Here is a 12,363-nt window from a genome sequence, read left to right on the forward strand (position 1 = left end):
CACGGAAGTTGAGTAGGGACCGTGTCATCAAATGAACGGGTCCGCTCGGCGGACGCCAAGAAATTCAGACGACCCACCAATAGGAGAAGAATCGAATGTCCAAGATGAAAACGATGGATGGCAACACCGCCGCCGCATGGGTGGCCTATGCCATGAGTGAAACCGCCGCCATCTACCCCATCACGCCCTCGTCCACCATGGGCGAGATCGCCGATGAATGGGCCGCTCAAGGCCGAAAGAATATTTTCGGGCAGACCCTTGAGGTCCGCCAGCTGCAGTCCGAGGCCGGCGCTGCGGGTGCCGTGCACGGCGCCCTGGCCGGCGGCGCGCTGACCACGACCTTCACCGCCTCCCAGGGCCTGCTCCTGATGATCCCGAACATGTACAAGATCGCGGGCGAACTGCTGCCCTGCGTGTTCCACGTGTCGGCCCGCGCTCTCGCGGCCCACGCCCTGTCCATCTTCGGCGACCACCAGGACGTCATGGCCTGCCGCCAGACCGGCTTCGCCATGCTCGCCGCCGCTTCCGTCCAGGAGGTCATGGACCTCTCCCTGGTGGCCCACCTGTCCACCATCGAGGCCAGCGTGCCCTTCGTCTCCTTCTTCGACGGTTTCCGGACCTCCCACGAGATCCAGAAGATCGAGACCATCGACTACGACGACATGAAGCCCCTGCTGAACATGGACAAGGTGGCCGCCTTCCGCAAGCGCTCCATGAACCCGGAACACCCGGACGTTCGCGGCACCGCCCAGAACCCGGACATCTACTTCCAGGGCCGTGAGGCTTCCAACTCCCACTACGACGCCATTCCGGCCATCGTCGAGGAGTACATGAACAAGGTCTCCGCCCTGACCGGCCGCAACTACAAGCCGTTCGACTACGTGGGCGCCGCCGACGCCGAGCGCGTGATCATCTCCATGGGCTCCTCCTGCGAGACCATCGAGGAAGTGGTCAACCGCATGGTCGCCGAAGGCGAGAAGGTCGGCCTGATCAAGGTCCGCCTGTACCGCCCGTTCTCGGCCAAGCATTTCCTGGCCGTTCTGCCCGATACCGCCAAGTACGTGTCCGTGCTCGACCGCACCAAAGAGCCGGGCGCCCTGGGCGATCCCCTGTACCAGGACATCAGCACCGTGTTCCTGGAGCAGGGCAACGGCCCCGTCCTCACCGCCGGCCGCTACGGCCTGGGCTCCAAGGAGTTCACGCCGGCCATGGCCAAGGCGGTGTTCGACAACATGGCGGCGGACGCCCCCAAGACCCACTTCACCGTGGGTATCGAGGACGACGTCACCAATGCCTCCCTCGTCACGACCGGGACCCTGGACACCACCCCTGAAGGCACCGTCCAGTGCAAGTTCTGGGGTCTCGGTTCCGACGGCACGGTCGGCGCGAACAAGCAGGCCATCAAGATCATCGGCGACAACACCGACATGTACGCGCAGGGCTACTTCGCCTACGACTCCAAGAAGTCCGGCGGCATCACCATCTCCCACCTGCGCTTCGGCGAAAAGCCCATCCAGTCCACCTACCTGGTCACCGCGGCCGACTACGTGGCCTGCCACAACCCGAGCTACGTGCACCTGTACGACGTGCTCGACGGCATCAAGGACGGCGGCACCTTCGTGCTGAACTGCGCATGGACCGCCGACCAGATGGACAAGGAACTGCCCGCCGCCATGCGCCGGACCATCGCCGAGAAGAAGCTCAAGTTCTACACCGTCGACGCGGTCAAGATCGCCGGCGAAGTGGGCCTGGGCGGCCGCATCAACATGGTCATGCAGACCGCCTTCTTCAAGCTGGCCGACGTCATCCCGTTCGACCAGGCCGTGGCCCTGCTCAAGGGCGGCATCGAGGCCGCCTACGGCAAGAAGGGTCCGAAGATCGTCGAGATGAACTGCGCCGCCGTGGACAAGGCCTCCGACGCCATCGTCGAGATTCCGGTCCCGGCCGCCTGGGCGACCCTGGCCGACGACGCCAAGGCCGACGTGGACGAACCCGATTACGTCAAGAGCATCATGCGCCCGGTCCTGGCCCAGAAGGGCGACGACCTGCCGGTCTCCGTCTTCTCCGAGGACGGCACCATGCCGCTGTCCACCTCCAAGTACGAAAAACGCGGCGTGGCCATCAAGGTCCCCGAGTGGCTCATCGACAACTGCATCCAGTGCAACCAGTGCGCCTTCGTCTGTCCGCACTCCGCCCTGCGCCCGGTCCTGGTGACCGAGGACGAGATGAAGGACGCCCCGGCCTCCTTCGCCGTCCAGGACGCCAAGGGCAAGGACGTCAAGGGCCTGAAGTACCGCATGCAGGTCAACACCATGGACTGCCTGGGCTGCGGCAACTGCGCCGACATCTGCCCGGCCAAGGAAAAGGCCTTGGTCATGGAGCCCATCGCCACCCAGACCGACGCCCAGGTGCCCAACTTCGACTTCTCCGAGACCGTGTCCTACAAGGACGCCTTCAAGCGTGATTCCGTCAAGGGTTCCCAGTTCAAGCAGTCGCTCATGGAGTTCTCCGGCGCCTGCGCGGGCTGCGGCGAGACCCCGTACGTCAAGGTGCTGACCCAGCTGTTCGGCGAACGCATGATCGTCGCCAACGCCACGGGTTGCTCCTCCATCTGGGGCGCTTCGGCTCCCTCCACTCCCTACTGCACCAACCACGACGGCTTCGGCCCTGCGTGGGGCAACTCCCTGTTCGAGGACGCGGCCGAGTTCGGCTTCGGCATCGAGATGGGCGTGAACAACCGCCGCAAGACCCTGATCGCCAAGTGCGAAGAGGCCCTGTGCGGCGCTTCCGGCGACGTCAAGGCCGCCCTGGAAGGCTGGCTGGCCGCCAAGGACGACGCCGAGGCTTCCGCCGAGGCGGGCGCGACCCTGAAGGCCGCTCTCAACGGCGCCACCGACGAGAATCTGAAGGCCATCGCGGCCGACGCCGACCTGTTCACCAAGAAGTCCGTCTGGATCTTCGGCGGTGACGGCTGGGCCTACGACATCGGTTACGGCGGCGTGGACCACGTGCTGGCCTCCGGCAAGGACGTGAACATCCTGGTCATGGACACCGAGGTGTACTCCAACACCGGCGGACAGTCCTCCAAGGCCACCCCGCTCGGCTCCATCGCCAAGTTCGCCGCCGCGGGCAAGGGCACCGGCAAGAAGGACCTGGGCCGCATGGCCATGACCTACGGCTACGTCTACGTCGCTTCCGTCGCCATGGGCGCGGACAAGCAGCAGATGCTCAAGGCCTTCAAGGAGGCCGAGGCCTACAAGGGACCCTCGCTGATCATCTGCTACGCCCCGTGCATCAACCAGGGCATCAAGAAGGGCATGGGCAAAACCCAGCTCGAGCAGAAGCTGGCCGTGGCCTCCGGCTACTGGCCCCTGTACCGCTTCAACCCCGAACTCGCCGAACAGGGCAAGAACCCGTTCACCCTGGAGTCCAAGGCTCCCGACGGAACCCTCCAGGAGTTCCTGTCCGGCGAAAACCGCTACGCCATGCTCGAACGGTTCCACCCGGAACTGTCCAAGGCGTTCCGCGAGAAACTGGAGAAGGATTACGCCGATCGCTACGCCATCCTCACCTACCTGGCCGATGCCGACTACGGCAAGGCCGAGGCGGGCGAGCCTGCCGCCTGCGAGACCGGCGTATCGGCCGAAGCCCCGGGTTCCGGTGAACCCTGCGACGACGGCAGATAATAGTTAGAGGCATGTGCGGGACGGGGTTGTTGCGGAGGCTTCTGCCTGACCCGTCCCGCACATCTGTTGAAACCGTGAGGGTCGTTCCTCACACCCATGGAGGTTTTGTTTAATGTCTATTGAAGTGCTCGCGCTTATCGCGCTGCTGCCCATCCTGGTGGCGCTCGTACTCATGGTCGGCCTGCGCTGGCCCGCCACCAAAGCCATGCCCCTGGCATGGCTGACCGCCGCCGCCGGTGCCGTCCTGGCCTGGAGCCTGCCCGTGGCCTATGTCGCCGCCCTGACCCTGCAGGGTTTCGTGACCGCCATCGGCATCCTGATCATCGTCTTCGGCGCCATCCTGATTCTCCGCACCCTGCAGCATTCCGGCGGCATGGAGACCATCCAGCACGGCATGCAGAACATCACCCCTGACCGCCGCATCCAGGCGATCATCATCGGGTACATGTTCGCCGCCTTCATCGAAGGTGCCGCCGGTTTCGGCACCCCGGCCGCCCTGGCCGCCCCGCTGCTGCTCTCCCTGGGCTTCCCGCCCCTGGCCGCAGCCATCATCTGTCTGGTCTTCAACTCCTTCCCGGTCACCTTCGGCGCGGTCGGCACCCCTGTCGTCCTGGGCCTCAAGTTCCTGGCCCCCAGCGTCAACGAAGCGGTCCAGTCCGGCGCTGCTGTGAACTTCGCCAACATGGGCGACTTCAACATGCTGGTCGGCCAGTGGGCCACCCTCATGCACCTGGGCATGATCTTCATACTGCCGATCTTCATGCTCGGCTTCATCACCCGTTACTTCGGCCCCGAGCGTAGCTGGAAGCCCGGCTTCGCCGCCTGGAAGTTCTGCATTTTCGCCGCCGTGGCCTTCACCGTCCCCTACCTGATCTTCGCCTGGAACGTCGGTCCCGAGTTCCCGTCCCTGATCGGTGGCCTGATCGGCCTCGGCATCATCATCGTCGGCGCCAAGAAGGGCTTCTGCATGCCCAAGACCAACTGGGACTTCGGCGATTCCTCCAAGTGGGATCCCGAATGGACCGGTTCCGTGTCCGCCGACTCCTCCGAGTTCAAGGCCCACATGAGCCAGTTCCGCGCCTGGCTGCCCTATATCCTGATCGGCATCATCCTGGTCGTGACCCGCATCCCCGAGCTCGGCCTCAAGGGCTGGCTGGCCGCGCAGAAGATCAGCTTCGCCGGCATCCTGGGCTTCAAATCCGTCAGCGCGTCCATCGCCTACCTGTACCTGCCCGGCACCATTCCGTTCGTCCTGGTCGCCCTGCTGACCGTGCTCATCCACGGCATGCCCGCCGACAAGGTCAAACTGTCCTGGACCCAGGCCATCAAGACCATGAAGAACCCGACCATCGCCCTGTTCGCGGCGGTCGCCCTGGTCTCCATCTTCCGTGGTTCCGGCATCGCCGACACCGCACTGAACCCGAACTCCTACCCGTCCATGCCCCTGGCCATGGCCAAGGCTGTCGCCGCCATCGCCGGTAACGCCTGGCCCGCCGTGGCCTCCTTCGTGGGCGGCCTGGGCGCGTTCATCACCGGTTCCAACACCGTTTCCGACCTGCTCTTCGCCGAGTTCCAGTGGGGCGTCGCCGCCCAGCTCGAGCTCCCGCGCCAGATCATCGTGGCCGCGCAGGCTGTCGGCGGCGGCATGGGCAACATGATCTGCATCCACAACATCGTCGCCGCCTGCGCCGTTGTCGGCCTGTCCGGCATGGAAGGCGCGATTCTGAAGCGCACCGTGTGGCCCTTCCTGCTGTACGGCGTCGTGGTCGGCATCGTCGCGTCGCTGATGAGCTTCGTGTTCCTGCCCAACCTGTTCTAAAACCCGGAGATAAACAGGGAGGCGGGCGTAACGCCCGCCTCCCGTTCACCGAAAAACGAAGTGTCCGCCTGCTTCACCCCAAAACGAAACAAGCCCCGGGAAATTCCACGGGGATCATAATTTTCTTAGGAGTCGATCATGACCAAAGAAGCGATTATCAAAGAATTCGAAACCATAGCTGGTGCCGAAAATGTTATGACCGGCGAGACCGACCGTCACGCCTATTCCTATGACGCCGCTGTCCTCGACTCTGTCATGCCCGCCCTGGTGGTGCGTCCCACCACCAGCGAAGCCCTGGGCGCAGTGACCAAGCTGTGCAACGACAACGGCCTGCCCCTGACCGTTCGCGGCGCGGGCACCAACCTGTCTGGCGGCACCATCCCCCATCCCGGCGGCGTGGTGGTCCTGACCAACGGCCTGAACCGCATCCTCGAGATCAACGAGGCCGACATGTACGCCGTGGTCGAACCCGGCGTGGTCACCGCTCAGTTCGCCACCGAGGTCGCCAAGCGCGGCCTGTTCTATCCCCCGGATCCGGGCTCCCAGGCCGTGTCCACCATCGGCGGCAACGTGGCCGAGAACGCGGGCGGCCTGCGCGGCCTGAAGTACGGCGTGACCAAGGACTACGTCATGGGCGTGGACTTCTGGGACGTCAACGGCGAACTGATCAGGTCCGGCTCCCGCACCGTCAAGTGCGTCACCGGCTACAACCTGGCCGGTCTGATGGTAGCCTCCGAAGGCACGCTGGGCGTGTTCGACAAGATCATCCTGAAGCTCGTTCCCCCGGCGCAGGCCGCCAAGTCCATGATGGCGGTGTTCCCGTCCATGAAGGCCGCCTCCGAGACTGTGGCTTCGATCATCGCCAACAAGATCGTCCCGGCCACTCTGGAGATGATGGACAACTTCACCATCCGCACGGTGGAGAACTTCCGCGGCGCGGGCCTGCCCGTCGACGCCGCCGCCCTGCTGCTCATCGAGGTGGACGGCCACCCCGGCCAGGTCGCCGACGAGGCCGCCGTGGTCGAGCGCATCTGCAAGGAGAACGGCGCGACCGAACTCCACGTGGCCAAGGACGCCGCCGAGCGCGACGCCGTCTGGCAGGCTCGCCGCGACGCCCTGCCCGCCCTGGCCAACCTCAAGCCCACCTGCGTGCTCGAGGACGCCACCGTGCCCCGCTCCAAGATTCCGGCCATGATCGAGGCCCTGGAAGACATCGCCAAGAAGCTCGACCTGACCATCGGCACCTTCGGCCACGCGGGCGACGGCAACCTGCACCCGACCATCCTGACCGACAAGCGCAACAAGGAAGAATGGGAACGCGTGGAAAAGGGCATCGACATGATCTTCGACAAGGCCCTGTCCATGGGCGGCACCCTGTCCGGCGAACACGGCATCGGCCTGGCCAAGTCCAAGTACATGGCCCAGGAGACCTCCAAGGGCACCCTGGCCTACGCCCGCCGCATGAAGTCCGTTCTCGATCCCAAAGGCATCCTCAACCCCGATAAGATCATCGGCGCCGAATAGGTGAATCACCATGGCCGATATTCATAAACTCGCACAAATGTTCAAGGAACTGGACGACCAACTGGTCGGGTGCATGCGTTGCGGCATGTGCCAGGCGGTCTGTCCCATCTTCAAGCTGAGCGGCAGGGAAACCGACGTCACCCGGGGCAAGCTGGCCCTGCTCGACGGCCTGGCTTCCGAGATGCTCACCGACCCCGAGGGCGTTAACGAGAAGCTCAACCGCTGCCTGCTCTGCGGCACCTGTCAGTCCAACTGTCCGTCCGGCGTGTCCGTCATGGACATCTTCCTCAAGGCCCGCGCGATCATGACCGGCTACTTCGGCCTGTCCCCGGCCAAGAAGGCCATCTTCCGCGGCCTGCTGAAGAACCCCAAGCTGTTCAACGCCCTGACCGAGATGGGCGCCAAGTTCCAGGGTATCTTCACCAAGAAGGTGGACGACATGCTCGGCTCCTCCTGCGCCCGTTTCAACGCGCCGATCATCGCCGACCGCCACTTCAACACCCTGGCCAGCAAGCCGTTCCACAAGATCGTCCCCGAGATGGACACCCCGGCCGGAAAGTCCGGCCTGCGCGTGGCCTTCTACGTGGGCTGCGTCATCGACAAGATCTACCCCCAGGTGGGCGAGGCCATACTCAAGGTCCTCAAGCATCACGGCGTGGGTGTGTATATGCCCTCGGGCCAGGCCTGCTGCGGCATCCCGGTCCTGTCCAGCGGCGACACCCAGACCTTCGACACCCTGGTGGGCATGAACGTCGACCGTCTCAAGGACGGCGAGTTCGACTACCTGGTGACCGGCTGCGCCTCCTGTACCTCGACCATCAAGGAATTGTGGCCCCACATGTACAAGGGCGACTCCTCCCGGACCTACGACATCGGCGTGCTGGCCCGGAAAACCATGGACATCAGCCAGTTCCTGGTGGATATACTGAAAGTGGAACCCAAGGAGCTTGCAGGCGGCCGGAGTGTGACCTACCATGATCCGTGCCACTTGAAGAACTCCCTGGGCATAACGGCCCAGCCCCGGACCCTGATCAAGGCGGCCGGGTGCGACTTCAAGGAAATGACCGACGCAGGCACCTGCTGTGGCTGCGGCGGCAGCTTCAATATCGCCCACTACGACCTGTCCCGAGAGATCGGCGGCCGCAAGGCGGACAACATCATCGCGTCCAAGGCCAAAGTGGCGGCCACCAGCTGCCCGGCCTGCATGCTCCAGATCACGGACATGCTATCACAGAAAGGAGCCGACATGAGCGTCAAGCATGTCATCGAGCTCTATGCCGACTCCTTATAACGGATAACCAACGGCAAAAAACAAGGAAAAGACCATGTCCAAGAACCTGTACGTGAGCGCCACCGAGGAACGCAGCGGCAAGTCCGCCGTGGTCCTCGGAGTCATGCAGATGCTCACGAGGGAACTCCACAACGTCGCCATCTTCCGGCCCATCATCAATGATCCGGGAGAAGGGAAACAGGACCACGACATCGCTCTAATGATCGATCACTTCAAGCTGTCCATTCCCTACGAAGACACCTACGCCTTCACCCTGAAGCAGACCCGCGAGTTGATCAACTCCGGCCAGCACGCCCTTGTGCTCGAGAGCATTCTCAACAAGTACAAGGCGCTGGAGGAGCAGTACGACTTCGTGCTCTGCGAAGGAACCGATTTCAAGGGCAAGGATCCCGCCTTTGAATTCGATCTCAACGCGGACATCGCGGCCAACATCGGCGCCCCCATGCTGGTGGTCACGTCCGGCCGCGAGAAGGCTCCGGAGGAAGTGGTCAACATCACCCAGACCACCTTGGACACCCTGGCTGAAAAGGGCGTGGACTCCCTGGCCTGCATCGTCAACCGCGCGCCCGAGGGCATGACCGAGGAACTGGTCAGCCACATCGAGCGCAAGGGCAGCCAGGAGCCCATGCCCGTTTACGTCATCCCCGAGGACGAGGCCCTGGGCAAGCCCAGCATCAACGACGTGCGCCGCTGGCTCGACGCCGACGTCCTCTACGGGCATTCCGGGCTGCAGGCCCTGGTCGACAACTACGTGGTCGCGGCCATGCAGATCGGCAACTTCCTGCAGTACATAAAGCCGGGCAGCCTGATCATCACCCCGGGCGACCGCTCGGACATCATCCTGTCCAGCCTGGCCTCCCGGCTGTCCAGCTCCTACCCGGACATCGCGGGCATAGTCCTGACCGGCGGCCTGGACGTCTCGGTCAACGTGCACAAGCTCATCGAAGGCTGGACCGGCGTGCCGGTTCCGGTGCTGTCCGCCAAGGGGCACACCTACCAGACCGTGCAGGAGCTCAACAGCCTGTACGGCCGCATCGAGGCCGACGACTACCAGCGCATCGCCACCGCGCTGGGCGGTTTCGCCCAGCACGTGGACGTCAACGAACTGCGCGACCGCGTGGTCGAGAAGCGCTCCACCAAGGTCACGCCCAAGATGTTCGAGTACTCCCTCATGGACAAGGCGTCGCGCAACCCGCAACGCATCGTCCTGCCCGAGGGACCGGAGGAGCGCATCCTGCGCGCCGCCGACATCATCCTGCGCCGCGGCGCGGCCGAGATCATCCTGCTGGGCGACGAGAAGACCATCAGGACCAACGCCTCCAACTACGGCGTGGACATCTCCGACGCGCAGATCATCGACCCGTCCAACTCGGACCTGCTCGATCCGTTCGCCGAGGAGTACCTGGAGCTGCGCAAGCACAAGGGCATGATCGCCGAGCAGGCCTGGGACCGCATGGCCGACCCGACCTACTTCGGCACCATGATGGTCCACAAGGGCTTTGCCGACGGCATGGTCTCCGGCTCCATCAACACCACGGCCCACACGATCCGGCCCGCGTTCGAGTTCGTCAAGACCAAGCCCGGCCGGTCCATCGTGTCGAGCGTCTTCCTGATGTGCCTCAAGGACCGCGTCCTGGTCTACGGCGACTGCGCCGTGAACCCCAACCCCAACGCCCGCCAGCTGGCCGAGATCGCCCTGGGCTCCGCCGAGACCGCCAAGATCTTCGGCGTGGAGCCGCGCGTGGCCATGCTCAGCTACTCCACCGGCTCGTCCGGCAAGGGCGAGGACGTGGAAAAGGTCATCGAGGCCACCAAGATCGCCCGCGAACTCCTTGAAGAGCGCGGCCTGGACATCCCCCTGGAGGGACCGATCCAGTACGACGCGGCCATCGACCCGGACGTGGCCCAGGTCAAGATGCCGGACTCTGACGTGGCCGGAAAGGCCACCGTGTTCATCTTCCCGGACCTGAACACCGGCAACAACACGTACAAGGCAGTGCAGCGGGCCGCCAACGCCGTGGCCATCGGCCCGGTTCTCCAGGGCCTGAACAAGCCGGTCAACGACCTGTCCCGCGGCTGCACCGTTCCCGATATCGTCAACACAGTAGCCATCACGGCCATCCAGGCCCAGGCTGAAAAAGGTGAATAGATGAAAGTTCTCGTGATCAACTCAGGCAGCTCCTCCATCAAGTACCAGCTCATCGACATGAGCGATGAATCCGTCATGGTCACCGGCCTGGTGGAACGCATCGGCGAGGAAATGGGCAGCCTGACCAGCAAGACCTTCCCCGGCACCGACAAGGAAGTCAAAACCGAGATCGAAAAGCCCATCCCCACCCACGGGGTCGGCCTGGAGATGTCCATCGATCTCATCTGCAAGGGTGAAAACGCAGTCTGCTCCATGGACGAGATCGACGTTGTCGGCCACCGCGTGGTCGCAGGCGGCGAGAAGTTCAACGTGCCGGTGGTCATCACCGAGGACATGTGGCCCGACCTGACCGAGACCGAGCGGCTGGCTCCGCTGCACAACCCCGCCAACCTGGGCGGGGCCAAGGACGCGACCAAGCTGTTCCCGGGCGTGCCCCAGGTCCTGGTCTTCGACACGGCCTTCCATCAGACCATTCCGCCTCACGCCTTCATGTACGCCCTGCCGTACGAGTACTACGAGGAGGACCACATCCGCCGCTACGGCGCGCACGGCACCTCCCACAAGTACGTGGCCAACGAGTGCGCCCGGCTCATGGGCAAGCCCGTCGAGGAGATGAACCTGATCACCATCCACATGGGCAACGGCGCTTCCATGTCGGCCGTCAAGAACGGCCTGTGCGCCGACACCTCCATGGGGCTGACCCCGCTCGAGGGTCTGGTCATGGGCACCCGCTCCGGCGACGTGGACCCGGCCGTGCACAACTACCTGGCCGTGAACCGCGGCCTGGACATCGCCCAAATCGACAACATCCTGCACAAGGAATCCGGCCTCAAGGGGCTCTGCGGCATGAACGACATGCGCGACATCCATGCGGCCGTTGAAAAGGGCGACGAGCGCGCCAAGCTGGCCCTTGACGTCCAGACCTACCGGACCCGCAAGTACATCGGCTCCTACATGGCCGTGCTGGGCCGGGTGGACGCCATCGTCTTCACCGCCGGTATCGGCGAGAACGACGACATCGTCCGCGCCAAGACCATCGAGGGGCTGGAGCCCTTCGGCATGAAGATCGATCCCGAAGTCAACGGGGTCCGGTCCAAGGAAGCCCGCAAGATCAGCACCGCTGATTCCGACGTGGCCATCTGGGTCATCCCGACCAACGAGGAACTGGCCATTGCCCGCGAGGCCGTGGCGCTCATCAAGTAAACCGACCCGCTTGCGGAGACCCGAAAGGGCCTGGGGTCAAACATACATGGAGGTAGGTATAATGCCTTCCAAGGAAGACCTGTACCAGTTATTCGTGGAGAAGGCGGAGCTTGTGTCCGCCAAGGTGACGAGCATCGCCAATGAGGACGATGCACTCAAATATGTCATCAATCTGTGTGGCGAAAAGGAGGCCTGCCAGCTTCTGGTCAGCGGCTGCGAAGCCGGCCTGTCCGACAAGGCCGAGGCGCTCTGCGATACCAAGCAGAAAAAGGTCATCGCTGCGCCGGGCCTGAACGCCGACCTGTACAAGAAGCTGTCGGCCCAGGCCAAGAAGGCCGGGTTCGAATGTATCGACCAGGGCATGCGCGACCATCTGGCGGGCGTGGACATTGGGTTCACCTTTGCCGAGTACGGTATCGCCGACACCGGCACGCTGATGCTCGACTGCCCCAGCGAGGAGTTGCGCCTGGCCACCATGGTCAGCGAGTTCCACGTCTGCGTGCTGCCCAAGTCCAAGATCAAGGCAAACACCTATGCCGTGGAGAAGATGATGCTGACCCGGATGAACAAGACGCCGGACTATCTGGCCTTCATCACCGGTGCCAGCCGGACCGCCGATATCGAGCGCGTCCTGGCCATGGGCGTTCACGGCCCCCTTGAATTGCACATCCTGCTCCTGGAGGACTAGTAG

The 12,363-nt window shown here is 63.9% G+C and carries 7 protein-coding genes; all 7 read left to right on the forward strand.

Annotation, left to right across the window (positions count from 1 at the left end; genetic code table 11):
* Positions 1-95: 95 nt before the first annotated feature.
* The 7 genes from nifJ (at position 96) to ACR42D_RS12775 (ending at position 12,360) form a co-directional block, all read left to right on the forward strand.
* Positions 96-3,686, forward strand: coding sequence for a pyruvate:ferredoxin (flavodoxin) oxidoreductase (gene nifJ, locus ACR42D_RS12745; protein WP_484567167.1), 3,591 nt, complete (start codon positions 96-98; stop codon positions 3,684-3,686).
* Positions 3,687-3,798: 112 nt separating this feature from the next.
* Positions 3,799-5,505 (forward strand): L-lactate permease, encoded by a 1,707-nt coding sequence (locus tag ACR42D_RS12750; protein WP_484567168.1) that lies wholly within the window; start codon positions 3,799-3,801, stop codon positions 5,503-5,505.
* Positions 5,506-5,643: 138 nt separating this feature from the next.
* Entirely contained in the window at positions 5,644-7,029 is a 1,386-nt protein-coding gene (locus tag ACR42D_RS12755; RefSeq protein ID WP_484567169.1) for an FAD-binding oxidoreductase, read from the forward strand.
* 10 nt (positions 7,030-7,039) lie between these two features.
* Entirely contained in the window at positions 7,040-8,320 is a 1,281-nt protein-coding gene (locus ACR42D_RS12760) for a (Fe-S)-binding protein (RefSeq protein WP_484567170.1), read from the forward strand.
* A 34-nt stretch (positions 8,321-8,354) separates the two neighbouring features.
* Positions 8,355-10,469 carry a phosphate acetyltransferase gene (gene pta / locus ACR42D_RS12765; RefSeq protein WP_484567171.1) on the forward strand — a complete coding sequence of 705 codons (2,115 nt, stop codon included), beginning with the start codon at positions 8,355-8,357 and terminating at the stop codon, positions 10,467-10,469.
* Positions 10,470-11,672 carry an acetate/propionate family kinase gene (locus ACR42D_RS12770; protein WP_484567172.1) on the forward strand — a complete coding sequence of 401 codons (1,203 nt, stop codon included), beginning with the start codon at positions 10,470-10,472 and terminating at the stop codon, positions 11,670-11,672.
* Between the two features lie 61 nt (positions 11,673-11,733).
* Complete coding sequence (locus tag ACR42D_RS12775; RefSeq protein WP_484567173.1) at positions 11,734-12,360, forward strand: LutC/YkgG family protein; 627 nt, start codon at positions 11,734-11,736, stop codon at positions 12,358-12,360.
* Positions 12,361-12,363: the final 3 nt, after the last annotated feature.

This window comes from Pseudodesulfovibrio sp. lm2024 (assembly GCF_051175575.1).
Classification (GTDB): domain Bacteria; phylum Desulfobacterota; class Desulfovibrionia; order Desulfovibrionales; family Desulfovibrionaceae; genus Pseudodesulfovibrio; species Pseudodesulfovibrio caledoniensis.

Excerpts from the sequence above, each read along its gene's own strand:
- ACR42D_RS12755 (WP_484567169.1), top strand. The coding sequence starts at position 5,644 with ATGACCAAAGAAGCGATTATCAAAGAATTCGAAACCATAGCTGGTGCC.
- nifJ (WP_484567167.1), top strand. The coding sequence starts at position 96 with ATGTCCAAGATGAAAACGATGGATGGCAACACCGCCGCCGCATGGGTG.
- ACR42D_RS12760 (WP_484567170.1), top strand. The coding sequence starts at position 7,040 with ATGGCCGATATTCATAAACTCGCACAAATGTTCAAGGAACTGGACGAC.
- pta (WP_484567171.1), top strand. The coding sequence starts at position 8,355 with ATGTCCAAGAACCTGTACGTGAGCGCCACCGAGGAACGCAGCGGCAAG.
- ACR42D_RS12750 (WP_484567168.1), top strand. The coding sequence starts at position 3,799 with ATGTCTATTGAAGTGCTCGCGCTTATCGCGCTGCTGCCCATCCTGGTG.
- ACR42D_RS12770 (WP_484567172.1), top strand. The coding sequence starts at position 10,470 with ATGAAAGTTCTCGTGATCAACTCAGGCAGCTCCTCCATCAAGTACCAG.
- ACR42D_RS12775 (WP_484567173.1), top strand. The coding sequence starts at position 11,734 with ATGCCTTCCAAGGAAGACCTGTACCAGTTATTCGTGGAGAAGGCGGAG.